This is a genomic window from Microbacterium sp. FG3, assembly GCF_057809335.1.
In genome coordinates this window covers 1-26,661 of record NZ_JBMDJT010000015.1, presented here as the reverse complement: position 1 = coordinate 26,661, position 26,661 = coordinate 1, and the positions used below count along the sequence as shown (strand labels likewise).

General features: G+C 71.3%; 25 protein-coding genes and 2 pseudogenes. 14 read left to right on the top strand and 13 right to left on the bottom strand.

All coding sequences use genetic code 11. The features are described from left to right. Positions 1-101 precede the first annotated feature (101 nt). Positions 102-2,183 (bottom strand): excinuclease ABC subunit UvrB, encoded by a 2,082-nt coding sequence (gene uvrB, locus ACODR5_RS06985; RefSeq protein ID WP_488983152.1) that lies wholly within the window; start codon positions 2,181-2,183, stop codon positions 102-104. Between the two features lie 166 nt (positions 2,184-2,349). Continuing rightward, positions 2,350-2,946, bottom strand: coding sequence for a dephospho-CoA kinase (coaE, locus tag ACODR5_RS06980; RefSeq protein ID WP_460815228.1), 597 nt, complete (start codon positions 2,944-2,946; stop codon positions 2,350-2,352). Between the two features lie 110 nt (positions 2,947-3,056). Between coaE and ACODR5_RS06975 the strand changes: the two genes are divergently transcribed. Further along, positions 3,057-3,413: a VOC family protein gene (locus ACODR5_RS06975; RefSeq protein ID WP_460815226.1), complete on the top strand. Its 357-nt coding sequence runs from the start codon at positions 3,057-3,059 to the stop codon at positions 3,411-3,413. A 25-nt stretch (positions 3,414-3,438) separates the two neighbouring features. On the opposite strand, the pseudogene ACODR5_RS06970 reads toward ACODR5_RS06975, so the two are convergent. Beyond that, positions 3,439-3,555 (bottom strand): annotated as a pseudogene (locus ACODR5_RS06970) (CoA-binding protein); the annotation flags it as partial. Beyond that, positions 3,531-4,499 carry an ABC transporter ATP-binding protein gene (locus tag ACODR5_RS06965; RefSeq protein ID WP_488983151.1) on the bottom strand — a complete coding sequence of 323 codons (969 nt, stop codon included), beginning with the start codon at positions 4,497-4,499 and terminating at the stop codon, positions 3,531-3,533. The gene ACODR5_RS06965 and the pseudogene ACODR5_RS06970, both read right to left, overlap by 25 nt. A 106-nt stretch (positions 4,500-4,605) precedes the next feature. Here ACODR5_RS06965 and ACODR5_RS06960 point away from each other — a divergent pair, with 106 nt between their 5' ends. From ACODR5_RS06960 to ACODR5_RS06945, 4 genes are read left to right on the top strand one after another with little or no spacing between them, the layout of a single operon-like run. Further along, on the top strand, positions 4,606-6,231 hold the full coding sequence (locus ACODR5_RS06960) for a sensor histidine kinase (RefSeq protein ID WP_488983150.1): 1,626 nt from the start codon (positions 4,606-4,608) through the stop codon (positions 6,229-6,231). After that, the gene (locus tag ACODR5_RS06955) at positions 6,228-7,409 is read left to right on the top strand and encodes a hypothetical protein (protein ID WP_488983149.1); all 1,182 of its coding nucleotides are present in this window, start codon (positions 6,228-6,230) and stop codon (positions 7,407-7,409) included. The genes ACODR5_RS06960 and ACODR5_RS06955 overlap by 4 nt, the downstream gene beginning before the upstream one ends. Beyond that, positions 7,406-8,392: a glycoside hydrolase family 6 protein gene (locus ACODR5_RS06950; RefSeq protein WP_488983148.1), complete on the top strand. Its 987-nt coding sequence runs from the start codon at positions 7,406-7,408 to the stop codon at positions 8,390-8,392. Before ACODR5_RS06955 ends, ACODR5_RS06950 begins: the two co-directional genes overlap by 4 nt. A gap of 45 nt (positions 8,393-8,437) precedes the next feature. Next, entirely contained in the window at positions 8,438-9,367 is a 930-nt protein-coding gene (locus tag ACODR5_RS06945; RefSeq protein WP_488983147.1) for a response regulator transcription factor, read from the top strand. Position 9,368: 1 nt separating this feature from the next. Here the strand turns inward: ACODR5_RS06945 and ACODR5_RS06940 are convergent, their stop codons facing one another. The 5 genes from ACODR5_RS06940 to rpsA all read right to left on the bottom strand — a co-directional run bounded on the left by ACODR5_RS06940 (position 9,369) and on the right by rpsA (position 15,581). After that, positions 9,369-10,817, bottom strand: a complete 1,449-nt coding sequence (locus ACODR5_RS06940; protein WP_488983146.1) for a glycosyltransferase family 2 protein — start codon at positions 10,815-10,817, stop codon at positions 9,369-9,371. Between the two features lie 17 nt (positions 10,818-10,834). After that, positions 10,835-11,485, bottom strand: a complete 651-nt coding sequence (locus ACODR5_RS06935) for a fructose 1,6-bisphosphatase (protein ID WP_488983145.1) — start codon at positions 11,483-11,485, stop codon at positions 10,835-10,837. Between the two features lie 207 nt (positions 11,486-11,692). Then, a complete protein-coding gene (locus ACODR5_RS06930; protein ID WP_488983144.1) occupies positions 11,693-12,343 on the bottom strand; it encodes a hypothetical protein in 651 nt (216 codons plus the stop codon). Next, positions 12,340-13,815 (bottom strand): HNH endonuclease signature motif containing protein, encoded by a 1,476-nt coding sequence (locus ACODR5_RS06925; RefSeq protein ID WP_488983143.1) that lies wholly within the window; start codon positions 13,813-13,815, stop codon positions 12,340-12,342. The genes ACODR5_RS06930 and ACODR5_RS06925 overlap by 4 nt, the downstream gene beginning before the upstream one ends. A gap of 302 nt (positions 13,816-14,117) precedes the next feature. Continuing rightward, positions 14,118-15,581, bottom strand: a complete 1,464-nt coding sequence (gene rpsA / locus ACODR5_RS06920; RefSeq protein ID WP_449853320.1) for a 30S ribosomal protein S1 — start codon at positions 15,579-15,581, stop codon at positions 14,118-14,120. Between the two features lie 797 nt (positions 15,582-16,378). Here rpsA and ACODR5_RS06915 point away from each other — a divergent pair. The 8 genes from ACODR5_RS06915 (at position 16,379) to ACODR5_RS06880 (ending at position 21,435) form a co-directional block, all read left to right on the top strand. Further along, positions 16,379-17,689, top strand: a complete 1,311-nt coding sequence (locus ACODR5_RS06915) for an ISL3 family transposase (RefSeq protein WP_488983142.1) — start codon at positions 16,379-16,381, stop codon at positions 17,687-17,689. Between the two features lie 58 nt (positions 17,690-17,747). Beyond that, the gene (locus tag ACODR5_RS06910; RefSeq protein ID WP_488983141.1) at positions 17,748-18,146 is read left to right on the top strand and encodes a DoxX family protein; all 399 of its coding nucleotides are present in this window, start codon (positions 17,748-17,750) and stop codon (positions 18,144-18,146) included. A 118-nt stretch (positions 18,147-18,264) separates the two neighbouring features. Beyond that, positions 18,265-18,492, top strand: coding sequence for a hypothetical protein (locus ACODR5_RS06905; RefSeq protein WP_488983140.1), 228 nt, complete (start codon positions 18,265-18,267; stop codon positions 18,490-18,492). A gap of 170 nt (positions 18,493-18,662) precedes the next feature. Beyond that, the gene (locus ACODR5_RS06900) at positions 18,663-19,862 is read left to right on the top strand and encodes a hypothetical protein (RefSeq protein ID WP_488983139.1); all 1,200 of its coding nucleotides are present in this window, start codon (positions 18,663-18,665) and stop codon (positions 19,860-19,862) included. Between the two features lie 23 nt (positions 19,863-19,885). After that, complete coding sequence (locus tag ACODR5_RS06895; RefSeq protein WP_488983138.1) at positions 19,886-20,149, top strand: type II toxin-antitoxin system Phd/YefM family antitoxin; 264 nt, start codon at positions 19,886-19,888, stop codon at positions 20,147-20,149. Positions 20,150-20,158: 9 nt separating this feature from the next. After that, complete coding sequence (locus ACODR5_RS06890; RefSeq protein WP_488983137.1) at positions 20,159-20,548, top strand: type II toxin-antitoxin system VapC family toxin; 390 nt, start codon at positions 20,159-20,161, stop codon at positions 20,546-20,548. Between the two features lie 57 nt (positions 20,549-20,605). Further along, on the top strand, positions 20,606-21,079 hold the full coding sequence (locus ACODR5_RS06885; protein ID WP_460815174.1) for a nucleotidyltransferase domain-containing protein: 474 nt from the start codon (positions 20,606-20,608) through the stop codon (positions 21,077-21,079). Further along, positions 21,079-21,435, top strand: a complete 357-nt coding sequence (locus ACODR5_RS06880) for a HepT-like ribonuclease domain-containing protein (protein WP_488983136.1) — start codon at positions 21,079-21,081, stop codon at positions 21,433-21,435. The genes ACODR5_RS06885 and ACODR5_RS06880 overlap by 1 nt, the downstream gene beginning before the upstream one ends. Before the next feature lie 43 nt (positions 21,436-21,478). Here the strand turns inward: ACODR5_RS06880 and ACODR5_RS06875 are convergent, their stop codons facing one another. Further along, complete coding sequence (locus ACODR5_RS06875) at positions 21,479-23,416, bottom strand: glycogen debranching N-terminal domain-containing protein (protein ID WP_488983135.1); 1,938 nt, start codon at positions 23,414-23,416, stop codon at positions 21,479-21,481. Positions 23,417-23,598: 182 nt separating this feature from the next. Between ACODR5_RS06875 and ACODR5_RS06870 the strand changes: the two genes are divergently transcribed. Continuing rightward, a complete protein-coding gene (locus ACODR5_RS06870; protein ID WP_488983134.1) occupies positions 23,599-24,504 on the top strand; it encodes a DUF72 domain-containing protein in 906 nt (301 codons plus the stop codon). On the opposite strand, the gene ACODR5_RS06865 is transcribed toward ACODR5_RS06870, so the two are convergent. From ACODR5_RS06865 to ACODR5_RS06855, 3 genes and pseudogenes are all read right to left on the bottom strand, one after another. Continuing rightward, complete coding sequence (locus ACODR5_RS06865; protein ID WP_488983133.1) at positions 24,489-24,941, bottom strand: hypothetical protein; 453 nt, start codon at positions 24,939-24,941, stop codon at positions 24,489-24,491. The genes ACODR5_RS06870 and ACODR5_RS06865 overlap by 16 nt on opposite strands. 162 nt (positions 24,942-25,103) lie before the next feature. Continuing rightward, complete coding sequence (locus tag ACODR5_RS06860) at positions 25,104-26,207, bottom strand: NAD(P)-dependent alcohol dehydrogenase (protein ID WP_488983132.1); 1,104 nt, start codon at positions 26,205-26,207, stop codon at positions 25,104-25,106. A 118-nt stretch (positions 26,208-26,325) separates the two neighbouring features. Then, positions 26,326-26,565, bottom strand: a pseudogene (locus ACODR5_RS06855) (hypothetical protein); the annotation flags it as partial. Positions 26,566-26,661: the final 96 nt, after the last annotated feature.

Genomic DNA, 26,661 nt, shown 5'->3' with positions numbered 1-26,661 from the left:
GCGGCCCGCGGGGCTCGGTCTCGGCTGCGCCGCTGCGCGGCTCCGCTCGACCCGTCTCCGCTCCGCGGCTGCGCCGCTCCGGTTGACGGGCGGTTGAGCCGTCAGGCGTGGCCGGCGCGCTCCATCGCGCGCAGTTCCTTCTTGAGGTCCTGCACCTCGTCGCGCAGGCGCGCGGCCAGCTCGAACTTGAGCTCGTCCGCCGCCTGCAGCATCTGCGCGGTGAGGTCGGCGATCGCCGCCTCCAGCTGCTCGGCGCCCTCGGCCGCGATCCCCTCGCGCTTGCGCAGGGGCGTCGGCGACTTGCCCTTGCCGGACTTGAGCCGCGACGCGTCGCGCTTGGACAGCAGCTCGGCCGTGTCGGCGCCCTCGCGCGCCAGGGCGTCGGTGATGTCGGCAATGCGCTTGCGCAGCGGTTGCGGGTCGATGCCGTGCTCAGCGTTGTACGCCACCTGGATTGCGCGGCGGCGCTCGGTCTCCTCGATCGCGTTGCGCATCGAATCGGTGATCGTGTCGGCGTACATGTGCACCTGGCCAGACACGTTGCGCGCGGCGCGGCCGATCGTCTGGATCAGCGAGGTGCCCGAGCGCAGGAAGCCCTCCTTGTCGGCGTCGAGGATCGCGACGAGCGACACCTCGGGCAGGTCGAGGCCCTCGCGCAGCAGGTTGATGCCGACGAGCACGTCGTACAGGCCCTGGCGCAGCTCGGTGAGCAGCTCGACGCGGCGCAGGGTGTCGACGTCGGAGTGCAGGTAGCGCACGCGCACACCGTGCTCGCCGAGGAAGTCGGTGAGCTCCTCGGCCATCTTCTTCGTGAGCGTGGTGACGAGCACGCGCTCGTCGCGATCGACGCGCAGCCGGATCTCCTCGAGCAGGTCGTCGATCTGCCCCTTCGAGGGCTTGACGACGATCTCCGGATCGACGAGGCCCGTGGGACGGATGATCTGCTCGACGACGCCGTCGGCGATGCCCATCTCGTACTTGCCGGGCGTGGCCGAGAGGTACACCGTCTGGCCGATGCGCTCCTTGAACTCGTCCCAGCGCAGCGGCCGGTTGTCCATCGCGCTGGGCAGGCGGAAGCCGTGCTCGACGAGCGTGCGCTTGCGCGACGCGTCGCCCTCGTACATCGCGCCGATCTGCGGGACCGTCACGTGCGACTCGTCGATGACCATGAGGAAGTCGTCGGGGAAGAAGTCGAGCAGCGTGTGCGGCGGCTCGCCCGCCTGGCGGCCGTCGAGGTGGCGCGAGTAGTTCTCGATGCCCGAGCAGAAGCCCAGCTGCTGCAGCATCTCGAGGTCGAACGACGTGCGCATCTGCAGGCGCTGTGCCTCGAGCAGCTTGCCCTGGCGATTCAGCTCGTCGAGGCGCTGCTTCAGCTCCTCCTCGATCGTCTTGATCGCGCGCTGCACGGTGTCGGTGCCGGCGGCGTAGTGCGTGGCGGGGAAGATCGCCACGGCGTCGAGCCGCTCGATCACGTCGCCCGTGAGGGGGTGCAGCTTGTAGAGCGCCTCGATCTCGTCGCCGAACATCTCGATCCGGATCGCGAACTCCTCGTACACGGGGATGATCTCGATCGTGTCGCCGCGCACCCGGAAGTTGCCGCGCGAGAAGTCGACGTCGTTGCGGTTGTACTGCATCGCGATGAACTGGCGGATGATCGCGTCGCGGTCGTACCGCTCCCCCACCTGCAGCGCGACCAGGGCCCGCAGGTACTCCTCGGGCGAGCCGAGGCCGTAGATGCACGAGACGGTGCTGACCACGACGACGTCGCGCCGGCTCAGCAGCGAGTTGGTCGTGGAGTGGCGCAGCCGCTCGACCTCGGCGTTGATGGACGAGTCCTTCTCGATGAAGGTGTCCGTCTGCGGCACGTAGGCCTCGGGCTGGTAGTAGTCGTAGTACGAGACGAAGTACTCGACGGCGTTGTGCGGCATGAGCTCGCGGAACTCGTTCGCGAGCTGCGCCGCGAGCGTCTTGTTGTGCGCGAGCACGAGCGTGGGCCTCTGCACCTGCTCGATGAGCCACGCCGTGGTGGCCGACTTTCCCGTACCGGTAGCGCCGAGCAGCACGACGTCGGTCTCGCCGGCGTTGATGCGCGCGGCGAGCTCGGCGATGGCCTTGGGCTGATCGCCGGAGGGCTCGTACTCGCTGACGACCTCGAACGGCCGCACGCTGCGCGTGGTCTCCATGCTTCCAGCCTAGGCGGGGCCTCCGACATCGGGCTCGGTCACCGGAGTTGCGGGGGCTTCAGCCGCCGGCGGCGCGAGCGTAACTCAACAGATCTCGCGATCTCGCACACGCTTTCGGGCTGACACTGTGCGGGACGGCGCGATCTGTGGCTGAAGGCGCGGGAGGTCATCGCGTCCGTAGCCGCTCCCAGAGTTCGTCGGCCTGGCGGAGGGTCTCGTCGAGGGTGCCGGAGGTGTCGATCACGACGTCGGCCAGCGCGAGGCGCTCGGCGTCGTTGGCCTGGTTCGCGATGCGCGCCCGCGCGTCCGCCCGCGTCATGCCGCGCTCGGTGGCGAGCCGCTCCTCACGCACGCCCGCCGGCGCGTGCGCCACGACGACGAGGTCCCACTCGCCCGTGCCGCGCGCCTCGGCCAGCAACGGCACGTCGTACACGACGACCGCGCGCGGATCGGCCGCGAACGCGTCGGCGAAGCGCCGCTGCGACTCGGCCCGCACGGCGGGATGCACGATCGCGTTGAGCCGGGCGAGGGCATCCGCGTCGCCGAAGACGACGGATCCGAGCGCGGCGCGATCCAGCGATCCGTCGTCGCGGACGACGCCCGGGAACGCGTCGCCGATCGCCCGCGTCACCTCGGTACCGGGCCGCTGCAGCTCGCGGACGAGCGCGTCGGCGTCGATCACGACGGCGCCGCGCTCGGCGAGCCGGCGGGCGATCGTGGACTTGCCGGAGGCGATCCCTCCGGTGAGCGCGACGAGAGGCATGCCCCCAGTCTGGCATCCCCGCGCGACCCCCTTGCCGGTGTCGGCGGCCGGGCATACCGTGAGCGCCACGAGCCCTTCCGAGCACGAGCAGACCCGACGAGGAGATGGCCATGGCGCACGGAGACATCACCCACCTCGAGATCCCGGTCACCGACTTCGAGCGCGCGCGGTCGTTCTACACCGCGCTGTTCGGCTGGCAGATCGAGGCGCCTCCCGGCTACGAGGAGTACCCGATGTGGCACGCGCCGAACCAGATCAGCGGCGGGGCGCTCACGCCGCGCAAGGACGACTTCACGCAGCCGCGCTCGGTCGTCGAGGTCGACTCGGTCGCCGACGCGCTGGCGACGGCCGCCGAGCAGGGCGGCACGGTGCTCGTGGAGCGCTCGCCCATCGGCGAGACCATGTGGTGGGGCCTGTTCGCCGATCCGGACGGCAACGTGATGGGGGTGTTCGAGGGCACCATGTAGGGCGCTGGCCCCGCCTTCGTCCGTCCTATCGGGAGATCACCTGCCGCCTCGAGCTGATGACGCCCGTGTCGAAGCCGGCCAGGTGCAGGCCGCCGTGGAAGCGCGCGTGCTCGATCTTCACGCAGCGGTCCATGAGCGCGCTCGGGCGCCGCTCCGCGGCGCCGCTCGCGCGTCGCGCTCGCGCGGGCGGCGGCCGGGCACCGTGACGACGCGGGCGATGGATCCGGCCCGGCGTGTGTCGGCGAGGGTGGATCCGCGCACGCTCGCGGTGGCGGCGGCGTTGATGGCGCCGATGCCGGCGTAGGACCCGAGGGCGACGGCCTTCGCGGTGGGGCGCGGGGCGGCGGGCTCGGTGGCGGTGCCGGCGCCCGTGCCGGTGTCGCTGCCGGTGTCGTGGAGCGAGCGGAGCAGCAGGACGCGGTCGGCGAGGTAGAGCGCCTCCTCGACGTCGTGCGTGACGAGCAGGATCGTCGTGGGCTGGGCGGCGTGGATGTCGAGCAGCAGGTCGTGCATGCGCAGGCGTGTGAGGGCGTCGAGGGCGCCGAAGGGCTCGTCGAGCAGCAGCACGCCCGGGTTGCGGGCGAGGGCGCGGGCGAGCGAGGCGCGCTGCGCCATGCCGCCGGAGACCTCGCTGGGTCGCTGGTCGGCGGCGTGCTCGAGGCCGACGAGGCGCAGCAGCTCGGCGACCCGCTTCGCTCCCACCCCGCCGCGGTGGCGGCCGCGGGGCAGCCCGAGCGCGACGTTCTGCGCGATGGTGCGCCACGGCAGCAGCCGGGGCTCCTGGAAGGCGACGGCCGTTCGCTCGTCGGTGGCGCTCACCTCGGCGCCGTCGATGGCGATCCGCCCGCCCGTGGGCCGATCCAGCCCGCCGACCAGGCGCAGCAGAGTGGACTTGCCGCAGCCCGAGGGCCCGACGACGGCGACGATCTCGCCGGCGCGGATGTCGAGGTCGATCCCGTCGAGCACCGCCCGGGTGCCGGCCTTCGTCGCGAAGGCCCGCGAGACCCCGTCAAGCCGGACGGCGCCGGCGGCGCGCTCCTGCACGCGGGTGGCGGCGACGGGTGCGCCCTCGACGATGGCTGTCATGGGTCCATCGTGTCGGCGCACCCTTGCTGCATCCGAATCACGCGTAACGCGCGGAAACATGACGCTCTCCGGCTCTCCTTCGGGGGCCCGTCGGTAAGATCCCTGCATGGCGGAGGGCAACGCGCGCGGCGTGGCTCCCGTCGCCGCGCCCTGGGAGATCGACCCGCGCCGGCGGGCGATCTGGCGCTGGCAGCTCGTGCTCGCCTTCGCGATCGTCGCCACCGCCGCCGTCGTCGCGCTGCTGAAGCCCGATTCCTTCGCCGAGCCGATGTTCGTCGCGAGCCTGGTGATCCTCATCGCGGCTACGCTCGTCGCGGTCGTGCTGCCGTGGCATCGCATGCCCCGGTGGGCGCCCTTCGCGCTTCCCCTGATCGACATCGTGGGGATCGGCGTGCTCGGGGCCTCGGGCGAGATCGGCTTCGGCTTCCTGTGGGCCATCCCGATCGCGTGGACCGCCACGTACTACTCGGCTCCGTGGCTCGTCTGCGCCATCTGCACCGTCGCGCTCGTCGTCCTCCTTCCCGGCCTGCCCAGCGCGTACACGGGCGAGGACGCGCTGCGCCTGTTCGTCGTCCTCATCGCGCTCGTGTTCACCGGCACCACGATCCTCATCGGCACGGGTCGCACGCGGGCGACGAACCGACTGCTGCAGCGCCAGTCGCTGCAGCTCGAGGAGGCGCTGGCGCGTGCCGCACAGGAGGAGCGCCGCCGCGACCAGGTGTTCGACAGCCTGCAGAGCGGCATCGCGCAGCTCGGCTCCGACGGCGTGATCCGCTCGGCGAACCTCGCCTTCCGCCGGATGTTCGGCATCGAGAGCCTCACGCCCCACTACCCGGCCCGATCGGTCGAGTACCGGTCCCGGCGGGGCGAGCCGGTGCCGCCGGAGGCGGCGGTTCTCACCCGCGCGGCGCGCGGAGAGCCGCTCGAGCGCGAGCGCGTGTGGTTGTTCGACGCCGACGGACGCTGGCGGCAGCTCGAGGTGACGGCGCACCAGCGCCCGGATGTCACGGTCGTCGTGGCCGACGACGTCACCGCCGTGGCGGAGGCGGATCGCGAACGGCAATCGCTCGTGCGCGTCATGTCCCACGAGCTGCGCAGCCCGCTCACGGCCGTGCTCGGCCACGCCGAGCTCGTGCTCGAGCGAACCGACCTGCCCGCCGCGGCGCGTCGTCAGCTGCGCGTCGTGCGCGGCGCCGCTGAGCGCATGGAGCAGCTTGTCGGGCGCATCCTGCAGGATCCGGGTGTCCGGTTCCCCGAGGCCGATACCCTCGTCGAGGTCTCGCGGATCGTGGAGGCATCGGTCGACGCCTTCACCCCGGCCGCGTTCGCGTCGGGCGTGACCATCGACCTGCGCGCGGAGGGAGAACCGGCGGTGATGGGCGACGCGTTCCGGCTGCGCCAGGTGGTCGACAACATCGTCGGCAACGCCATCAAGTACACGCCCCGCGGCGGACGCGTGGCGATCGAGGTCGGCGCCGCGGATGACGCGGTGACCATCCGCGTCGCCGACACGGGCATCGGCATCTCCGAGACGGACCTGCCGCAGGTGTTCGACGAGCACTTCCGGGCCGCCTCGGCACGCGAGCGTGGCCTGCCTGGCACGGGGCTGGGCATGGGCATCTCGCGAGCCATCGTCGCCGATCACGGCGGAAGCATCGATATCCGCAGCAGACTCGATCACGGCACCGCCGTCACGATCCGCCTGCCCCGCGCAAACAGGGAGAAGCCGTGAGCTCCACCTCGTATGTCGGCCTCGTCTCGCTCGCCTGCGTGGTGATGTTCGGGCTCGGCTTCTTCACCCGCCCGTCGCGCGCCACGGCGACGTGGTCGCTGGGCTTCGCGCTGGCGATGCTCGCCTCATACGCCACGCTGTCCGCCGAGCTCGTCGAGTCGGCGCAGCTGCGCGCGCTCGGCATGGGTCTGTTCCTGCCCGCGAACGCCATCATCTGGGTGGGTCTGCGACACGAGAGCGGCCGCGGGCGCTCGCACTGGGAGTGGGCCGCGGCATACACCATCGCCTCCCCGGCGGTGCTGCTCGCGACCGTGCAGACCGAGGCGTACTCCGTGGCCTTCCGTCTCGACTTCGCCGTGTGCGCGGTCTTCTCCGTGCTCATGATCGTCGAGCTGCTGCGCCTGTACCCGCGGTTCCGCGAAGAGGTGCTACCTCTCGGCTTCGCGGCGGCGCTGTTCCCCGCGTTCGCGCTGTTCACGCTCATCGACGGTGTCACGCGACTGCTGAGCGGCACGGCCTCGGCGGACGATCTCGAGCTGGTCCGCAAGGTCAACTCGGCGGGAACCGCGATCTACGCCGTGTGTGCGCTCGTCACCCTCGTGCTCATCGCGCGGCGGCCGCGCACGGCTGCGACCGAGACGGCCTCCGACTTCGAGAACGTCGCGCGGCGCCGCCTCGAGCGGGCGGCGTCGTTCGGCGATGAGTCCTGGTCGCTGGTCGACATCCGCCTGGATTCACCGAACGACCTGCGCACGGCGTTCGGCGAGACGGTGTATGAGAGCGTCAACGAGCGCTTCCGCACCCAGGTGCTTGCCTCGATGCCCGCCGATGCGGATCTCGACGTGCGGGATGACCGCGTCGTCGCGCTCATCCCGCGCCCGCGGGACTCGGTGCGTCAGCTGCTGGTGGAGCTGCTGGAGCTCATCGCCCAGCCCGACCCGCAGAGCCCCCTGCCGGTACGCGTGTCGGCGAGCATCGGCTGGGCGCCCGTCGCCTCGGTCGGGTACGACCTCGCCGAGCTCTTGCACTCGGCCGCCACGGCGCAAGCGGCCGCGCAGGACAAGGGCGGGGACCGCTGGGAGCGCATCGTGACCGATCACGGCGCCCCCACGACCGAGTCGTCGCGCGAACCCGGCCGCGTGCGCCCCGTCCCACCGCGGGAAGGCGAAAGGGCGTGACGCGCCCGCGGCGCGCGTCGCCTCGGCGCGCGTTCGCACTCATCGCGCTGCTGGGCGTGCTCGCCATCGGGCTGGCCGCTGCCCTCGCGCTGCTCGCCGGCCGCGCGCCCTCCCCGCCCGGCCCCGCGACGTCGTTCATCGCGCCGCGGCTGTCGGCGGCGGCGCTCGCGGCCGACGACGGCGGCCTCACCGCCGCGCAGCGCGCCGCGGCCGCGGAGCTCGCGGCCCAGCCGACGGCGTACTGGCTGACGCCGGAGCGACACCCGGCTGGCACGGTCGACGCCACGATCGAGGCGCTCGCGGAGCAGGCTCGGCAGGAGTCGGCCGCCTTCGCCGTCGTCGTCTACGGTCTGCCGGGGCGGGACTGCGGCAACCACTCCGCCGGCGGTCTGGAAGGCGCGGCGTACACCGAGTGGGTCGAGGAGATCGGGGCCGCGCTGGATGCCGCCGGCGGCACCCGGGTGGTCGTGCTCGAGCCCGACAGCCTCGCGCTTGCCGAGGAGTGCGGTGGCCTGGCGCAACGGGCGCCGCTGCTGCGCGCCGCGGTCGACGCGCTCGAGTCGCCCGGCACCTGGATCTACCTGGACGGCGGGCACAGCGGGTGGCATTCCCCGGAGCGCATGGCGGCGCTGATCGAGGCGGTCGGCGTGACAGATCGCGTGCGCGGCTTCGCGACCAACGTCTCGAACTACCGGGCGATGACCGACGAGCTGGCGTACGCGCACGAGCTCTCGGCGCTGCTCGGCGGCGCGCACGCCGTCATCGACTCGTCGCGCAGCGGATCGGCGACCGCCGACGGCGAATGGTGCAACCCGCCTCAGCAGCGGATCGGCCCGCGCGCGGGCGAGTACGGCGACGACGTGGTCGACCTGAACCTGTGGATCAAGCCACCCGGCGAGAGCGACGGCCCGTGCCGCGGGGCGCCCGACGCCGGCCAGTGGTGGCCGGATGGCGCTGTCAGTCTCCTGCGTGCCGCCTCGTGAGCCGGCTGTAGCATACGTGTCAATCGAACGAGCGGAGCCCACGCGATGACGACCCCCGAGCCACCGGTGAAGACCGCCGTCATCGTCGAGGACGATCCTGACGTCCGTCATCTGCTGGTGGAGATCCTCGAGTCAGCCGGGTTCTCGATCGTCTCCGTCGGCAACGGCATCGACGGGGTCCGCGCGGTGCAGACGTACCAGCCACTGCTGACGACCCTCGATGTGAACATGCCGGGGATCGACGGCTTCGAGGCGGCGCGCCGGATCCGCGCGGTCAGCGACACCTACATCCTCATGCTCACCGCCCTCGACGAGGAGAGCGATGTCGTGCTCGGTCTCAGCGCCGGCGCCGACGAATACATCAACAAGCCGTTCCGGCCGCGGGAGCTGCGCGCCCGCATCGAGGCGCTGCTGCGCCGCTCCCGCGTGCCGGCACCGGCCATGCCGCCGCGGCAGGATGCGGCGGGGCCGTCGTTCCCCGCCTCGCTCGCCCCGAGCGCCGCGGTGGCCGGGCGCGCGCCGGCCGCCCCCGCTCCGGATGCACACGTGCCCGCCCCGCGTGCGGAGGTGGCGCTCGTGGACCCCGCGAACGACTCGCTCGCGCCCTCGGCTGCGGGCCTGTCCGCGCTGGGGCCGCACACCCTCGTCCACCGGGATCTCCGCCTCGATCCGGACAGCCGCATCGCGATGGTCGGAACGAGCGAACTGGACCTCACTCGCACGGAGTTCGATCTGCTCGCGACGCTGATGGAGTCGAAGCGCCGGGTGCGCAGCAAGGCCGACCTGACGCTCGTGCTGCGGGGCGAGTCGTACGTGACGAGCTATCTCGTCGGCGAGGCCGACAAGCGCGCGATCGAGGCGCATATGACGAATCTGCGCCGCAAGCTCGACGACAACCCGGTCGCCCCGCGCTATATCGAGACCGTGCGCGGCGTGGGGTATCGCCTCACCGCGGACCACTCGCAGGGGTACTGATTCAGACCCGGTACCCGTGGTGCCGCCGCAGCAGCTGGAACGTCATCAGCAGGGTCTGGATGACGGTGACGACGCCGACGATCGGCCATCCGAGGGCGAGGATGGACGACTGGATCGCTGCCCCGAGCATCGACCAGATCACCGCGACCCCGGCCAGGAGCACGGCGACGAGCACGAACGGCAGCCAGAAGGTGCTCTTGCCGCCCCGCTCGGCGCGCGCCTGCAGCGCCCAGTTGTCCACCCGCGTGCGCGAGAGGAACCGTGACCACGAGCGCAGAAAGTGGCTCAGCCGCACCCACATGAACAGCTCGGCCGGCACGATCAGCGCGGCGAACAGGTAGTCGCGCCGCGTCCGGTCGGCCATGGCGCGCGCGATGCGCAGGTTCAGCGCGGTCGCGACCGCGGGCGGGATGAGCCACCACGGTGAGAACACGAACGCGTTGAGCGAGAGGGATCCGGCGAGCAGGATGAGGAACGCGAGTCGCACGAACAGGTTCGTCAGCATGCTGAGGTTGTCGAACCACCGCGTGCGCAGGTTCGGGTGCAGCGGCTGCCCCTTCGTGTCGCCGCGCTGACCCGGCCACATCAGCTCGATGGCGCCGTACGTCCACTTCACCTGCTGCGCGTCGTACGCGCGCAGGGTCGTCATCCCTCCCACGCGGGCGCGGGCGACGGGGCTGATCTTGGTGAGGTAGCCCGCGCTCTTGATCTGCAGAGACAGCAGGGAGTCCTCCACCTCGCTGTCGCGCACCCACGGCGTCGACTGCCGGTTGGCGGCCATGACCTCGCGCAGCGCGGCGGTGGCGAAGATCGAGAACTGCCCGCCGAGCACGGCCATGTTGCGCCCGCGCAGCAGGTTCTGCAGGTTGAACGCGGCGAACTGGGTGCGCTGCCCGGCGATGAGGAAGTTCGCGATGGCGCCGCGGACGTTGCGGTCGTCGATGGAGTAGATGGCGGAGATCCCGCCGATGCGGGAGTCGGCGACGGCCTCGTTCTCCAGGTGCTCCACCGCGCGCTCGTCGGCGATGGTGTCGCCGTCGACGCCCAGCAGGTAGTCGTAGCCCTCGAGGAGCGAGTAGCCGTAGTTGAGCGCGCCGACCTTCTTGTCGGGGTTGCTGCCGATGTCGTGGACGAACACCTCGGTGAACTGGTCGCCCAACACCGTCGAGACCTCGTGCGCCCCGGCGTACTGCGCGGCGACGTCGACGGTGTCATCCGTGGTGTTGTTGACGACGACGTGGATCACGTCGGGCACGCGCGTCTGCCGGAGCAGCGACTCGATGACCTCGGCGATGGACTCCGCCTCGTTGTATGCGGGGATGACGCAGCCGATCGTGGACCGGTGGCCCGGCACGTCCTCGAGCACCGCGACCAGCTCATCCGGGGTGTCGGTCCGCTCGATCCGCCCCGAGGGAGGCTGCGGCGACATGGCGTGGGGCTGCGCGGTCATCACGGCTCCCGGGCGCATCATCCGGCGAAGATCGCGATGGGCAGGCGCTGGACCACCGATTGCGGCAGGTACGCACCGTCGCCCGCCACGCCCTCCACGGCGAGGGTCAGCGTGATGTCGAGGGTGAGGCCCGTCGTCCCGTCGGGCACGGCGCCGATCACGGTCTCGGGGATGAGCAGGCCGCCCTGGTAGCTGTTGATGAGCAGTCCCTCGTCGGCGCGCTGCGTGTCGGCGGGCACGAGCTCCCGCGGGTCGGCCGTGAGCTGGAACGGGCCGGGGGCGCCGCCGGGGCTGAGGGTGGAGGAGATCGAGATGGACGACAGGTACACGCGGCGCTTCTGCTCGAGCACGGATTTCTCGGGCACGCGGTAGTCGTAGACGTTCACGGCCAGGCCGATCGTCTTGGGAGCGGATTCGGTCCACTCCTGCGTGCGCTTGGGATCGACCGCCCACGCGTCGATGCGCACCTCCAGATCGGGAGCCACATCGGAGGCGAGGGTGACGGAGCCCTCGTCGGTGAACTGTGAGTCGAGGGCCGGGGTGGCGGCGGCATCGGGCGTCTGGGCGGCTGCGCCGGGGTCGGGCGGGAACAGGGCGCTGCAGCCGCTGACGGCAAGAGCGCTCAGGATCACGGCCGCGGCAAGCGCGCGGCGGCGACGTGCGGGCATGCGGGTACTCCTCGTGGAGCGGACGGCGGTGCCGTCTTCGGGTAATCCGCGTCGGGTACGCGGTTGTTGCGCGTCGGGTACGCGCGGTCGCCTTCGGGAGCGACGACACCATGAAAGCACGCGCGGGCATCGCGCGGGCGTGCCGCGGAAGGTGCTTGCGAAGCCTTGCGGTGGCCTTGAGGTTGCGCCCTGCGCGACGTTGAGGGTTCAGCCGGCGAGGGCGACGGTCAGCGTGTCGGTGGCCGTGTGCTTGGCGAACTCCCCCGAGGTCGGGGTGGTCTCGACGAGGAACTCGTAGCGCAGCTGCACCGTCATCGCCGTGGCGGCCGCGGGTGCGGGCCCGATCGTGAACGTCTGCGAGTAGCTGTAGGGCGTGGCCACGACGTAGCCGTGCTCCTGGTTGGCGATGTCCGTCTGATCGTCGGGAGCGTCGCCGGCGTCGGGAGCGACGCTCATGCGCACGCTCTGCAGGTACACGCCCTGCCCGTCGTCGGGGGTGACGGCGGCGGTGAGCGAGAAGCTGAGGGGCTTCAGCGCGTCGGCGGTCCAGCGATCCATCGACAGCTCGGACCAGTAGGTCACGTCGACGGTGAGCGGGCCCGCCGCGAACTGGCGCTCGAGGCTTCCCTGGGCCAGGTCGTTGACGACGGGCTCGGATGTCTCGGCGCTCGCGGTGCCGGTGCCGAAGCCGGTGCCGAAGGTGCGCTCGGGCGTGGGCGTGGCGGCGGTGTCGTGAGGCGTCGGCTCGGTGACCGACTGGCCGAACCAGGGCGCGCCGGTGCCGCAGCCGGCGAGGGCGCCCGCGAGGGCCACCGCCGCCACGAGGCCCAGCAGGCGCCGTCGCGTGCGCATCGTCATCGCGCCTCCTTTCGGGCCGAGTGTAGCGGTGCGTCGGTGTCCACGGGACCGTCGCCGGGCACGGCCGTCTCGGTGAAGCGCACGCCGGATGTGGGTCTGCCGGTGTACTGGTGGCCGAGGGGGCTGGTCCATTCGAGCTCTCCCCCGCCGAGATGTCGTACCTGCCAGGGCGAGTGGTGTTTCAGCATGTGATGTCGCTTGCACAGGGTCTCGAGGTTGCTCACATCGGTCGGCCCGCCCCTGGAGTGCGGGTGGATGTGGTCCGCATCGCACCGGCGGGCGGTCTGCCGGCACCCGGGGAAGCGGCAGTGCTCGTCGCGGGCGCGGAGGAACCTGCGCTGCGCCGCGGTGGGCGTGTAGTGGTCGACGGTGAGCAGCGCCCCGGTGTCGGGGTCGAGGAACACCCGCTCCCACGCGGTGGCCTCGGCGGCGAGGCGGTGGGCTGTGGCCGGATCGATCGGCTCGCCGCCCGCCGTCGGGACGCCGCTGGGGCGCCGGGGGCCGCGGTGCGACCCGTGCCGCTCGTGCCCCGCATTGCCGGCGCCGGCGATTCCTACGTGGGTCTGGTCGGCCTGGATGCTGCCATCGGTGAGGACGTGAGCCGGGATGGTGACGTGAATCACCCCGCGCACCTGCCCCAGCACGTCCCGCCCAGCCCCATCCTCGACCGCGTGCCCGGTCGGTGCGCCGGCGAGCAGCAGGTCACACGCCAGATCGGCGCGCAACTCATCGATGCGGCGCTTGTCGGGCCCGGACGCCGCACCGGCACCCTCCCCCGCCCCGGCGTCCGTATCGACAGCCCGCCCGAAGGCGTCGCGCTCGGCGATCACCGCTCGCGCCATCGTGGTCAGCCGGTCGTGGATCCCCTGCACCAGCGGCACCGGTGCGGTCAGGCGCAGCTCGGCCATCCCGTCCTCCAGCGCCGTCACCCGCACACCCCGGCGGGCCCGGGCCGCCTCGTGGCGTTGCGCGAGGGACTCCTCCAGGAACGCGTCGGCGATCGCCCGGCACATCGGCTTGAGGCCCGCCACCGTCGCCTCCTCCGCCACCCCCAGCGCCCGGGCCTCGTACTCCCGCCGATCCGCGGGATCCCCGATCCGTGTGCCCTCGGCCACGATCACCGCGGCGTGACGGCCGGGCAGGCGGCCCTCCTCCACCTGCGCCAGCGTCGCCGGGAAGTCCCGGACCAGCAGGCCCGAGTCGACCATGCGGTTCTCCACCGTGCGCGGTCCCTCCCGCAGCGCCGCGGCGACCTCCGCCGCCATCGACCGCACCGGCATGTCCCATTCCGGCGGGGCACCCGCCCGCTCCACCTGCCCGACCGCGATATCCAACGCCCGGCCGAGCAGGCGCGCCTCCTCGGCCTCCAACCGCGCCCGCTCCGCCCGCACCTGCCCCAGGCGCGACACGATCCGGCCCGTCTCGGCGCGCTCCGCCGCCGTGGGCTCCCAGAAGACCGTGTCTCGTTCCATGCCTCAATTCTCCCAGCCACCCCCGACAACCATCGAAGAAAAGTACGAGGTGGGGATAAGTCACCAGCGCTTTCCACAGGGCGAAAACGCGGTGGGCTTGATCGCCACATCCGCCCCGCGATCCGGCCAGCCGATCCGCCACGCGATCCGCCCTCCGCCGCGCCGCCCGATCCGCACCCGGATCCGCACCCCGCGATCCCCGGATCCGCACCCCGCGGATCCGCACCCCGCCACAATCCGCCCGGATACGCCAAAAGGCCGGACCCCCGAAGGGATCCGGCCTCTTGAACTTGAGCGGCTGCTTACGCGCCGGCGAGCTTCTCGCGCAGAGCGGCGAGGGCCTCGTCGTCGGCGAGCGTGCCGGCACCGGCCGACTCAGAGCTGAAGCTCTGGCCCGCGGCGGCGGCGCCACCGAAGTCGTCGCCCGCGGCGGCCTCGGCCTCGAGCGCCTTGGCGACGAGCGCCTTGTGCTGCTCCCAGCGAGCCTGCGCGGCGGCGTACTCGTCCTCCCACTTCTGGCGGGCCTCGTCGAAGCCCTCCAGCCACTGGTTGGTCTCGGGGTCGAAGCCCTCGGGGTACTTGTACTCGCCGTTCTCGTCGTACTCGGTGGTCATGCCGTACAGCGCCGGGTCGAACTCGGTGCCGTTGGGGTCGACCATCTCGTTGGCCTGCTTGAGCGAGAGCGAGATGCGGCGGCGGTCGAGGTCGATGTCGATGACGCGAACGAAGACCTCCTCGCCGACCGAGACGACCTGCTCAGCGAGCTCGACGTGCTTGTTCGACAGCTCCGAGATGTGCACGAGGCCCTCGATGCCGTCGGCGACGCGGACGAACGCACCGAACGGAACGAGCTTGGTGACCTTGCCCGGCGTGATCTGGCCGATCGCGTGGGTGCGGGCGAAGACCTGCCACGGGTCCTCCTGCGTCGCCTTGAGCGACAGCGAGACGCGCTCGCGGTCGAGGTCGACCTCGAGGATCTCGACGGTGACCTCCTGGCCCACCTCGACGACCTCGCTGGCGTGCTCGATGTGCTTCCACGACAGCTCCGAGACGTGCACGAGGCCGTCCACGCCGCCGAGGTCGACGAACGCACCGAAGTTGACGATCGACGAGACGACGCCCTTGCGGACCTGGCCCTTGTGCAGGTTGTTCAGGAACTGCGTGCGCGTGGCCGACTGCGTCTCCTCGAGGAGGGCGCGGCGCGAGAGCACGACGTTGTTGCGGTTCTTGTCGAGCTCGAGGATCTTCGCCTCGATCTCCTGGCCGAGGTACGGCGTGAGGTCGCGGACGCGGCGCAGCTCGATGAGCGAGGCCGGCAGGAAGCCGCGCAGGCCGATGTCGACGATGAGGCCGCCCTTGACGACCTCGATGACGGTGCCGGTGACGACGCCGTCGTTCTCCTTGATCTTCTCCACGTCGCCCCAGGCGCGCTCGTACTGCGCGCGCTTCTTCGACAGGATCAGACGGCCTTCCTTGTCCTCCTTCTGGAGAACAAGCGCCTCGACGACGTCGCCGACGCTGACGACCTCGTTGGGGTCGACGTCGTGCTTGATGGAGAGCTCACGCGAGGGGATGACGCCCTCGGTCTTGAAGCTCACGTCGAGCAGAACCTCGTCGCGGTCGATCTTGACGATCGTGCCCTCGATGATGTCGCCGTCGTTGAAGGACTTGAGAGTCTTCTCGACCGCGGCCAGGAAGTCCTCAGCAGAGCCGATGTCGTTGATCGCGACCTGCTTGGTGGCCGGGGCGGTCGTTGCGTTAGTCATGTAGTTGGTTTGCCTTATGGGGTTGGAGTCGGGCCTCGGATCGGGATCCCTCACGGACGTGCGGGACCGCGGATGAACCGAAGCGGTCTGGTTGGTTGTCATACGTCACGCGGTGGGCCTGCCCGGCGAGCACGCCAGACCCCACGCACACGCGTGACACTTCAGGTTACCAGAGGGAACGTGGGCTCGTGGGTGGGTATTCCCGGGGCGCCTCCCCACACCCCGTGATGCTTTGCGCCGCACGGGACGCACTGAGTGCACTCGGTCGAAACAACTAGACAAGCTTGCACCCAGGGTGGGGCGATCTTCACCGCGGGTCAGCTGGCGTCGCACCCTAGAATTCTTCCTCATTACGGCACCGCGCCTGATCCCCGTCACGGGTCGAGGTCTACAACGACAGGAACAGTCGTATTGAAGGCCGGTCCAACACAAATTGCTTGGTAACGGTTCAGGCCCGAGGCGACGCCGCGAAACTCAGAACCGACCACCCCCTCAATGTACTGAAGGCTCGTGTCATCCAGCGAACGGAATATGATGTAACTCTCGCACTGCGACAATGCTGATTTGCTGATCACTGCCGTGCGTTGTGACACAAAAATGAAACCGATCCCGAACTTCCTCGATTGAAGGATGTAACGGCAGCTTTGAGCCACGAAATCCGATTCGGCCCTCGTCGCTGTAAATGGGCTCTTCGCAGTTGAGGGTGTAGCCCGGGACCGCCGGCTGGTTCGCGGATAGACGTCGAGGTCTTCCAGGATGGAAGTTCTCACACTCACCGACCGCCGGAAGACCTCGACTTGCACCACCCTACGTTCGCGACCCCTGACCTCACCACGTTCTGCCGCCTCGACGAGCTCGGCCTTCAAGCCGTCGGGCAGCTGCTCGAGCCCGACCGGGCAGTACTTGAGTGCCGCGTCGTCGACGACGACCCGTGGTGTCGGAAGTGCGGCGCTGAGGGCGTGCCGCGTGACACGGTGACCCGGCCGCTCGCGCACGAGCCGTTCGGGCATCGGCCGACGACGCTGCTGGTCCGGGTGCGCCGCTACCGGTGCACGCACTGCCGCCGGACCTGGCGGCAGGACACGTCGAAGGCGGCGGCGCCGCGGGCGAAGATCTCCCGCGGCGGGATCGCGTGGGCACTCACCGCGATCGTGGTCGACCACCTCACCGTCACCCGAGCCGCAGCAGGCCTCGGGGTGTCCTGGCACACCGCGAACACCGCGATCCTCGCCGAGGGCAAGCGGCGGCTCATCGACGACCCGGCGAGGTTCGACGGGGTCACCACGATCGGCGTCGACGAGCACGTCTGGCGACACACCCGCCTCGGCGACAAGTACGTGACGGTGATCATCGACCTCACCCCCGCGAGGAACAAGACGGGCCCGGCACGGCTGCTGGACATGGTCGAGGGCCGCTCGAAGCAGGTGTTCAAGCAGTGGCTCGCCGCCCGACCCAAGGACTGGTCGAAGGCGATCGAGGTGGTCGCGATGGACGGGTTCTCCGGGTTCAAGACCGCCGCGGCCGAAGAGCTCCCCGACGCGGTCCCGGTGATGGACCCGTTCCACGTCGTCCGCCTCGCCGGCGACGCCCTGGACCGGACCCGGCAGCGCGTCCAGCAGGACACCCTCGGGCACCGCGGTCACGCCGGCGACCCGCTCTACGGTGTCCGCCGCATCCTTCACACCGGCGCGAGCTTCCTCACCGAGAAGCAGACCGCGCGGCTCGACGCGGTATTCGCCGTCGAGGAGCACATCGAGGTCGAAGCGACCTGGGGCATCTACCAGCGCATCGTCGCGGCCTACCGCGAACCCGACAAGAACAAGGCCAAGGAGATGATGCGCGCAGTGATCGACGCCGTCAGCAGCGGCGTCCCCGCCGCTCTCACCGAGATCCGCCGACTCGGGCGGACGTTGAAGCAGCGCGCCGCCGACGTGCTCGCGTTCTTCGAACGCCCCGGCACCTCGAACGGACCCACCGAAGCGATCAACGGGCGCCTCGAACACCTCCGCGGCTCGGCCCTGGGCTTCCGCAACCTGACTCACTACATCACACGGTCACTGCTCGAAGCCGGCGGCTTCAGACCACTCCTACACCCTCGATTGCGATGAGCCTGATAACGAGGAGGGCTCTTTTCCGTCCCACGCACTCCCCCGTACCCTCACTCCCATGACCGTCCCGCGCCGCATCGCCCGCGTCCTGCTCGGCACCGCCCTCGTCGGGGCCGGGGTGTCGCACCTCACCGTGGCGCGGAAGGAGTTCCGGGCGCAGGTGCCCGAGTTCGTGCCGCTCGATCCCGACACCACCGTCGTGATCTCGGGCGTCAAGGAGATCCTGCTCGGAATGCTGCTGGTGTTCGCGCGCAAGCGGCGGCGGCTGGTCGGGTGGGTCGCCGCCGCGTTCTTCGCCGCGATCTTCCCCGGGAACATCGCGCAGTGGGTGCACGAGCGCGACGGGTTCGGGCTCGACACCGAGGAGAAGCGGTTCGCGCGACTGTTCTTCCAGCCCGTGCTCGTCGCGTGGGCGCTGTGGTCCACGCGATCGGGCAAGCGCCGGCTCAGAGGCTGAGCGCAAGCGGTACCGGCCGCGAGGATGTCCGCACCCGCCGATACACTCGCCGCGTGACCCCGCTTCCTCCGCACCAACCCTGCCCACCGGGCGGGAGTTGTACCGGAAGGAAGCACGCATGGCAGAGAACACCTGGCCGCTGAAGAACACGCTGCCCGAGGGCCATCTGTTCCTCACGAAGGCCGAGTTGATGGAGATCCTCGACGAGGTCGACGACGAGACGCCGCTCTGGATCAAACAACTACTGGCAGCCGATCCGCCAGATCACGCAGCGCCCGGTCGATATGATCGCGATCCGGCCCGACGGGGTGCACCTGGGCTGAACGAGGGCACGGGCGGGCCCTGACCATCGCCGGGCCCGCCCGCGCCCATCCCGCTATGAACCGCACCGCGGTCGGTGCCGTCGCCGCCGACGCGATATCGCGCATCCGCGCACAGCCAGGGCTTCGCCACGCACTCTCCACATCCGCAATCAGAGCACCGCCGGAGCGGACTCCTGTTCCGTACGGTGACGTCATGTTCGCCGCGCCCTCGCCCCGCTTCGTTCGCGTCGATGTCGGTCACATCAGCGACCGAAGCGAGCCGCTCTGGTCGTTCGAGATGCTGAAGGACGCGCCACTGCGATCGCTGGGACTCGCCCTCACCATCGCCGCGGGTGACGACGAGGAATGGCGCGAGCTCGAGGACGAGCGCCGGCGGATCGGCGATCTGGGGGCGGTGTGGGGCGGGATGCGGGCCACGGCGCACACGCCGATCGGGGCGAGCCGGCAGCACTGGGTCGCGGTGTCCGACGGGCGCGAAGCGCTCGTGGGTGAGCCGCTCGTCGCGCTGCGCCAGGCCGCCCCTCCCGCGCGCGCTCCGCGCGTCGCCTGGTGGCGCGACGCGACGATGGTCGATCCGCTGCACCTTCAGCACGAGCTCGACGACGTCTTCGGCTTCGTACCTCGCACGCCGGAGCTCTGGGACTACGGTGCACCCGCCTCCCCGCTCGTCTCGTTGCTCTCGCGTCTGCCAGCCTTCGAGAGGCTGAGCCTTCTCACCCGGATCGACCAGCGCGGCCTGCTCAAGGCCGATCCGCTCCGCTCGGAGGAGCTCATGGCGCTGACGACGGGGCTCGCCACGTTCGTCGGCGCCATCGGCGACGGCATCGAGCAGGAGGACGCCCCGGGCGCACTCGCCGAGATCGGCGAACGGGTCGCGAGCGAGCTGGGGTGGCCGCCGGACGCTCCCGGGAGACACGGCCGGCCGCCGGGCGAGGATCTCGTGCGCGCGTCGTGGGACCTGCGACTCCTGCGGCGCCTGCGCGGCCGGATCGTGCCGACGAGGAAGGGCCGCCTCGCAGACGCACGCGCGATGGCCGATGTCGCTCTCGAGGTGCTCACTCACCGCCATCGCGGCCGGCACGGCTGGGCGGCGTCGTTCTCTCCCGCGTCGACGCTCGCGCTGCTCGCCATCGCTGACGGCGTGGGCGATCACCTCGCTCGCCTTCCCGCTGACTTGGCAACACAGCTCGAGACCGCGCGCACCATCGCGACCGATGGCATGAGCGATGTCGACCCGATGCTCAGCGCGAGCCCCGCGGAGATCGCGCTCCCGGATGTCCTCGACGCCCTCGCGCTGCTGAGCGCGCCGGGCGCCTTCGGCCGCATCACACTCGAGATGCGGCGGCTCGCGCACGTCGCGATCACCCGCACGCGGTTCCCCGGTTGGTTCTGACGCCATGTTCTACAATGAAGCACATGGATCACATCGGCATCCGCGAGCTGAAGCAGAACGCGTCGGCGGTCGTCGCACGCGTGGCGGCGGGTGAGACCGTGACGATCACCGACCGGCGCCGCGCCGTCGCGCAGCTCGCCCCACTGAGCGAGGGCCGCGTCGCGCAGCTCGTCGCGACCGGGCGGGCGCGCGCGCCCAAGCACTCGCTCGCCGCCCTCGACGCGCCGAGCGTCGAGGGCGAGCTCGCGTCGACCCTGCGGCAGATGCGCGACGACGAGCGGTACTGAGGCGCCGTGGTGCATTACCTCGACACGTCCGCCCTGGCCAAGCTCGTCGTCCGCGAGGCCGAGACCGACGCCCTCATGGCCTGGGCCCGCGAGCATGCCGCGCACGCCGTCAGCTCCGACCTCGCGCGCACCGAGCTGCTCCGGGCCGTGCGCCGCGCGCACCCCGACCAGGCGGAGCGCGCCCGCGACGTGCTCGACAGCATCACCCTGCTCGCGCTGACGCCCGACGTGCTCGAGGCTGCCGGCCGCGTCGAACCCGTCGCACTGCGCAGCCTCGACGCGATCCATCTCGCCGCCGCGCTGTCGCTGGGCGACGAACTTGACGCGATCGTCACCTACGACGACCGGCTCGCCGAGGCGGCCCGCCACAGCGGCGTGCACGTGATCGCACCCGCCTGAGCCTGCGCCACGGGGCAAGGAGCAGCCGGTGTCCCCCTGGCTATATAAGCTGTCCTTATGGATGCCGTCGAACTTCTCCGCGCAGCCCAGCGCGACGAGACCGTCGCACGGGTGCGGCGCGGTATGGCGCTGCGGGAACTCGTGACCCAGTGCGGCTCGCAGAGTGCCGCATCGCGGGTTCTCGGCATCACACAGCCGGCTGTGAGCCAGCAGCTGCGCGCCCTCGGCCCGATCGACATGATCGCGACCGACATCGTCGTGGATGCCGCGGCGCCGCTCCTCAAGCAGGCGGCCGCGGAGCACGGTTTCCACGACCTTGCGGTGTTCGGATCGACCGCACGCGGCGACGCCGATTCGACTTCCGACGTGGATCTCCTCGTCACAGAACCCGACGGCGCGACCCTGTTCGATGTCGCTCGGCTACGACGGCGCTTCGAAGAGATCCTGGCCCGACCAGTCGATCTCGTCCTGTGGGGCGCGCTCGACGAGCGCGACGATGCGGACATCATCCGAGAAGCGGTCCGCCTGTGATGGATCTCAGGACCGCGAAGGACCTCCTCCATATCGACGAGTGGCTTCGGCTCGCCGCGCAGATCGTGGAGCACGGCGAGCTCGCATACCTGAGCGACCCTCTCCTGCAGGAGGCGGGAGACGCGCTCATGATGAAGCTCGGAGAGGCGGCGAGGCGGCTCCAGGAACGCGGTGTGACCGCGCCGCCCGGTATCGCGTGGCGCGATGCGTCGGACAACCGCAATCTCCTCATCCACGAGTACGACAGGATCAAGCGAACGGTCGCGTGGCGCACGCTCGCCGACGCACTCCCGCGGTGGCGGATTGCTCTTGCTCCGATGATTCGGGAGGCGCGTCACACCGTCGATCCGAGGTGAGCGCTGCGGCCCCGTGCCGAAGCGCCCCGCCTGAGCCCGAGCCCTACCGCGCCCGCACCGCCGTGAGCGCCGTCACCGCCGCCGCGGCCGACCAGGCCTGCGGGCGGCACGCGGCCGGGTAGGGCGTGGGCACGTCGGTCTCGGAGCGGGGGTCGCCGCTGTGCAGCTCGGGCACGCGGTAGACGAAGCCCTCCGCCGCGTCGAGCATGCCGTCGACCACCCGGTTCGCCTCGTCCACGAGGCCGGCGCGCACCATGCCGTGCACCGCGATCGCGGTGTCGTGGGTCCACACGCTTCCGCCGTGGTACGACAGCGGCCAGTAGCCCGCCGCTCCCGTCGACATCGTGCGGATGCCGAAGCCCGAGGCCATCGACTCCCCCAGCAGCAGCTCGGCGACGTGGCGCTCCTCGTCGCGCTCCAGGATCCCCGTGCCGATGAGGTGGCCGACGTTGCTCGTGAGCGTGTCGACCGGGCGCTTGTCGCGATCCAGCGCCACCGCCGGGTAGCGGCCCTCCGGCGTCTCCACCCAGAACGACTCCGCGAACCGCCGGCGCAGATCCGCCGCCCACGCGCGCAGCTGCGCCGGGCCGTGCGGCTCGTCGCCCTCGCCGAAGCGCTCGAGCAGCTCGGCCCCGGCGAGCGCGGCCTCGTACGCGTAGGCCTGCACCTCGCACAGCGCGATCGGCCCCTCGGCCAGGCGCCCGTCGCGCCACTGGATCGAGTCGCCCGAGTCCTTCCAGCCCTGGTTCGCCAGGCCCTTGCCCGTGCGGTCGATGTAGTCGATGAAGCCGTCCCCGTCGCTGTCGCCGTACTCGATGAGCCACGCCAGCGCGCGGCGCAGCGCCGGGATGAGCGGGCGCACCTCGTCCTCGGGCATGCCTGCCCGCCACGCGTCGTGCAGCAGGCACACCCACAGCGGCGTGGAGTCGACGCTGCCGTAGTACAGCGGCGGCAACGACACGTTCTCGCCCGGGATCTCGAGTGTCGACGAGCGCAGCTCGTGCAGGATCTTGCCCGGCTCCTGGGCCGTCGCCGCGTCGTCCGCGTCGCCCTGCAGGCGCGCGAGCACCCGCAGCGTCGAGGCGGCGATCGCCGCATCGAGCGGCAGCATCAACCGCGCGGCCCAGATGGAGTCGCGGCCGAACAACGTGAAGAACCACGGCGCCCCGGCGGCATAGAACTCGTCCTCCGGGTTGCCCGGCAGCGCCAGGCGCAGTGCATCGAGGTCGCCCAGGGCCGTCTCGAGCCAGCGCGCCAGGCGCGGGTGGCGCTGGGTCACCTCGCCGATCACCTCGCGCGCGTCCCAGGGCGCCGGCCGGCGCGCCGGCTCCACCACGAGCGTGTCGTCGTGCAGCTCGAGCCGCCACGACGCCCGGGCCTCGCCCCGCGCGGTCGCCTCGAGGCGCCACGTCGCGACGATCGCGCCGCCGTCCTCGCGCAGCTCGGCGCCCGGCGCCGACAGCACGAAGCTCTGCGCACCCGCGACCACCTCCGCCTCGCCGTCCCGGATCGTGGTCTCGAACGCTCCGGGCACCGATCCGCCCGCCTTCACGGCGTGCAGCGACGCGAACTCCGGCACGAACCGGATCGACAGGGTCGTTCCCACCGGCACGCTGCGCCCGTTGCGCAGCACCCACGACTCGCTCACCCGCCGGCCGTCCACGGTGCGGTCTCGCACGATCCGCACCTTCGGATCGGCGACCCACTCCTCGTCCAGTCCGCGCAGCAGCCCCGCGAAGACGACGCGCGAGGGCCCGTGCGTCGACAGCGAGATCCACTCGATGCGCGAGTCGGCGCACGTCGTGGCGATCTCGCGCACGTGCCGCACGTCGCCGTGGAAGATGCCGTCGATCGCCGCGGCGCCGAGGTCGCCGTCGCGCCCCGACCACACCTGGGTGGGCGCGCGCAGCGCGATGACGGCGTCGTCGAGCAGGGGCTGCAGCGGCGGCTGCGACTCGGCAACGGTGGGGGCAGAGGTCATTGTGTCTGGTGGCTCCTTCCCTTGGCGTTCGCGTTCGGTGCGGGATGTCCCGGGATGAATCAGAACGTCACCGGGGCGTCGTTCCTTCCGAGCGTTCCGATGGTGCCACATCGCCGCCCCGGCCCTCATCCGGCGGGCGCAAGAGGCTTGTCCGCCGGCCGGACCGGTGGTTGCCTGCCGTCATGGCGGAGGGAGAGAACGGATCGAGCGCGGGGGCCGAGGGGCGGATCCGGGTCGGGATCTCCGGCTGGCGCTACGCCGGGTGGCGCGGCGACTTCTACCCCCGCGGCCTGCCGCAGCGGCTCGAGCTGGCAGACGTCGGCGAGCGGATGGACACGCTCGAGCTGAACGGCTCGTTCTACTCCCTGCAGCGGCCCGAGAGCTACGCGCGCTGGCGCGACGCCGTGCCCGACGACTTCGTGTTCGCCGTGAAGGGCTCGCGGTACATCACGCACATGCTGCGGCTGCGCGACGCGGGCACGGCGATGGCGAACTTCTTCGCCTCGGGCGTGCTCGCGCTCGGCGGCAAGCTCGGCCCGTTCCTGTGGCAGCTGCCCGAGCGGCAGGAGTTCGACGCCGACGGCCTCGACGCCTTCCTCGCCGCGCTGCCGCGCACCACGGGCGAGGCCCTCGCGCTCGCCCGGCGGCACGACGCGCGGCTCGAGGGCCGGGCGTGGCTGCAGGTCGAGGCCGACGTGCCGCTGCGGCACGCGCTCGAGCCGCGCGCGGCCAGCTTCGAGAACCCGGCCATGCCCGAGCTGCTGCGCCGGTACCGCGTGGCCCTCACCGTGGCCGACACCGCCGGGCGGTGGCCGCGCTTCGGCGAGGTGACGGCCGACTTCGCCTACGTGCGGCTGCACGGCGCGCACGACCTCTACGCGAGCGGCTACTCCCCCGCCGAGCTCGACGAGTGGTCCGGGCGGATCCGCGCGTGGGCCGACGGATCCGGCACGCCCGACGGCCGCCCGCGCGACGTGTACGTCTACTTCGACAACGACGCCCGCCGTCACGCGCCGCACGACGCCGTCGCCCTCGCCGCGCAACTGAGCCGGGTGACCGCCGCGGCGCCCGGTCACGATCCGGCCTGATCCGGCCGCACCACGCGCGCCCCCGAGGACGAGAGCACCACCTGCCCGCGCAGCGCCAGCCCGGCGCCGTCGGCCGCCGCCGTGATGCCACCGATCCACTCCCGCAGCCAGCCCGCCACGCGGTGCCGCCCTGGCCGCTCCCACACGAGCACCACGGCGTCGGCACGCACGAGCCCCGCGAAGTCCGCCGCCCGCCGCGCCAGCAGCACCGCGTGCGTGACCTCACCGAGCTCCGGGTCGCGCACGCGGGATCGGGGGTCACGCGGCAGCCCGTCGATCGGGAGGATCGGGTCGGTCAGCCGCCCGCGCGCGTCGAGGAACAGCAGCCACACCCGCGGCGCGTAGGCGCCGCCGAGCAGCGCCCGCACGCGCATCTCGAGGCCTGCGTCGTCGCGCACCTCGAAGGCGCGCAGGTCGTCGCCGGGAGCATCCGTCATACCTCCCACGCTCGCGCCCGGCGATCGCCCGTGGGCCGCACCAGCGCGATCTGTGGACGGATCCGCCGCTCCGCGCGGCTGTGGACGCCCCGCACCGCACCCGAACAGCGAAACGGCCCCGTCCCGAGAACCGGGACGAGGCCGCCGCAGCGAACCTGCGCGTCAGGGCATGACGAGCACGGCCTTGACCGTGGCACCCGACTGGGTGTCGGCGATGGCCTGCTCCATCTGCTCGAACGGGTAGGTGGTGATCAGCTCGTCGAACGGGAAGCGGCCGGCCTGGTGCAGCGCGACGAGCTCCGGGATGAAGTTCTGCGGGATCGCATCGCCCTCGATCGCGCCGACGAGCGTCTTGCCCGAGGCGGCGACCAGGCCGAGGTCGATCGTGCTGCCCGGCTTCGGCACACCCACCAGCGCGATCCGGGCGCCGAAGGCCGTCGCCTGGATGAGCTGCTCGATGACGGGCGCGACACCCGTCGTGTCGACGGCGTAGGAGGCACCGCCGCCCGTGATCTCGAGGATGCGCGCCGTCGTGTCCTCCTCCTTGCCGTTGATGAGGTGCGTCGCGCCGAGGCGCTCGGCGAACGCGAGGCGCTCGGGGATCACGTCGACCGCGATGATCGTCGTGGCGCCGGCGACCTTCGCGCCCATGATGGCCGAGAGCCCGACGGCGCCGGTGCCGGCGACGACGATCGACGATCCGGCGGGCACGTCGAGCGAGTTCAGCACGGTGCCGGCGCCGGTCTGGATGCCGCATCCGAGGGGGCCCGCCAGCTCAACGGGGGTGCCCTCGGGCAGCTTGACGACGTTCTTGGCCGAGGCGATCGCGTGCGTCGCGAACGACGACTGGCCGAAGAAGCTGCCGTGCACGGGGCTGCCGTCGGCGGCGCTCAGCGTGGTGGTGCCGTCCTCGCGCACGCCGCCGAAGTTCAGCGGCATGAAGTTCAGGCAGTAGGCCTCGCGCCCGGCCAGGCAGTTGCTGCAGCGGCCGCACGCCGCGTACGACAGGCCCACGGCGTCGCCCACGGCGAGGCCGTGCACCGCCGAGCCGACCTGCTCGACGACGCCCGCGCCCTCGTGACCGAGGACGAACGGGAAGGCGCCGGGGATGTGGCCGTGCTGCACGGCGAGGTCGGTGTGGCACAGGCCGGTGGCGACGATCTTGACGAGCACCTCATCGGGCTGCAGATCGCCGAGCGTGAGGTCTTCGAAGCGGAACGGCTCGTCGACGCCGTGGAGCACGGCCGCGCGAACGGATGTGGTCATCTCGAGTCCTTTCAGAGTGCATTCAGGTGGACGCACCATCCACGCTACGCCTGCCGGAGAGGACGGGATCAGATATCGCCGGAATCTGCCGGGAATCCGGCGCAACCTGCGCGTACGCTCAGCGCACCTTGCCGAGGAACTCCCGCGTGCGCGCGTGCCGGGGGCGCTCGATGACCTCGGCCGCCGGGCCCTCCTCGACGACGACGCCGCCGTCCATGAAGACCACGCGGTCGGCCACGTCGCGCGCGAAGCCCATCTCGCGCGTGACGACGATCATCGTCATGCCCTCGTCCGCCAGCTCGCGCATGACGTCGAGCACCTCGCCGACGAGCTCGGGGTCGAGCGCCGAGGTCGGCTCGGGCGTGTTGATCAAGAAGGTGCGGGGTGGCCAGCCGCCGTGAGTTGCGCGGGAGAATGGGCGTGTGAAGATCCAGGTGCTGCATATCGAGGATTG

Bases quoted from the DNA above. Each gene is read 5' to 3' on its own strand.
- ACODR5_RS06880 (WP_488983136.1), top strand. From the start codon at position 21,079: ATGGATCTCAGGACCGCGAAGGACCTCCTCCATATCGACGAGTGGCTT.
- ACODR5_RS06940 (WP_488983146.1), bottom strand. From the start codon at position 10,817: ATGACCGCGCAGCCCCACGCCATGTCGCCGCAGCCTCCCTCGGGGCGG.
- ACODR5_RS06975 (WP_460815226.1), top strand. From the start codon at position 3,057: ATGGCGCACGGAGACATCACCCACCTCGAGATCCCGGTCACCGACTTC.
- ACODR5_RS06960 (WP_488983150.1), top strand. From the start codon at position 4,606: ATGGCGGAGGGCAACGCGCGCGGCGTGGCTCCCGTCGCCGCGCCCTGG.
- ACODR5_RS06935 (WP_488983145.1), bottom strand. From the start codon at position 11,485: ATGCCCGCACGTCGCCGCCGCGCGCTTGCCGCGGCCGTGATCCTGAGC.
- ACODR5_RS06910 (WP_488983141.1), top strand. From the start codon at position 17,748: ATGACCGTCCCGCGCCGCATCGCCCGCGTCCTGCTCGGCACCGCCCTC.
- ACODR5_RS06965 (WP_488983151.1), bottom strand. From the start codon at position 4,499: ATGACAGCCATCGTCGAGGGCGCACCCGTCGCCGCCACCCGCGTGCAG.
- ACODR5_RS06870 (WP_488983134.1), top strand. From the start codon at position 23,599: ATGGCGGAGGGAGAGAACGGATCGAGCGCGGGGGCCGAGGGGCGGATC.
- ACODR5_RS06930 (WP_488983144.1), bottom strand. From the start codon at position 12,343: ATGACGATGCGCACGCGACGGCGCCTGCTGGGCCTCGTGGCGGCGGTG.
- ACODR5_RS06885 (WP_460815174.1), top strand. From the start codon at position 20,606: ATGGATGCCGTCGAACTTCTCCGCGCAGCCCAGCGCGACGAGACCGTC.
- ACODR5_RS06945 (WP_488983147.1), top strand. From the start codon at position 8,438: ATGACGACCCCCGAGCCACCGGTGAAGACCGCCGTCATCGTCGAGGAC.
- ACODR5_RS06895 (WP_488983138.1), top strand. From the start codon at position 19,886: ATGGATCACATCGGCATCCGCGAGCTGAAGCAGAACGCGTCGGCGGTC.
- ACODR5_RS06905 (WP_488983140.1), top strand. From the start codon at position 18,265: ATGGCAGAGAACACCTGGCCGCTGAAGAACACGCTGCCCGAGGGCCAT.
- coaE (WP_460815228.1), bottom strand. From the start codon at position 2,946: ATGCCTCTCGTCGCGCTCACCGGAGGGATCGCCTCCGGCAAGTCCACG.
- ACODR5_RS06925 (WP_488983143.1), bottom strand. From the start codon at position 13,815: ATGGAACGAGACACGGTCTTCTGGGAGCCCACGGCGGCGGAGCGCGCC.
- rpsA (WP_449853320.1), bottom strand. From the start codon at position 15,581: ATGACTAACGCAACGACCGCCCCGGCCACCAAGCAGGTCGCGATCAAC.
- uvrB (WP_488983152.1), bottom strand. From the start codon at position 2,183: ATGGAGACCACGCGCAGCGTGCGGCCGTTCGAGGTCGTCAGCGAGTAC.
- ACODR5_RS06900 (WP_488983139.1), top strand. From the start codon at position 18,663: ATGTTCGCCGCGCCCTCGCCCCGCTTCGTTCGCGTCGATGTCGGTCAC.
- ACODR5_RS06860 (WP_488983132.1), bottom strand. From the start codon at position 26,207: ATGACCACATCCGTTCGCGCGGCCGTGCTCCACGGCGTCGACGAGCCG.
- ACODR5_RS06875 (WP_488983135.1), bottom strand. From the start codon at position 23,416: ATGACCTCTGCCCCCACCGTTGCCGAGTCGCAGCCGCCGCTGCAGCCC.
- ACODR5_RS06865 (WP_488983133.1), bottom strand. From the start codon at position 24,941: ATGACGGATGCTCCCGGCGACGACCTGCGCGCCTTCGAGGTGCGCGAC.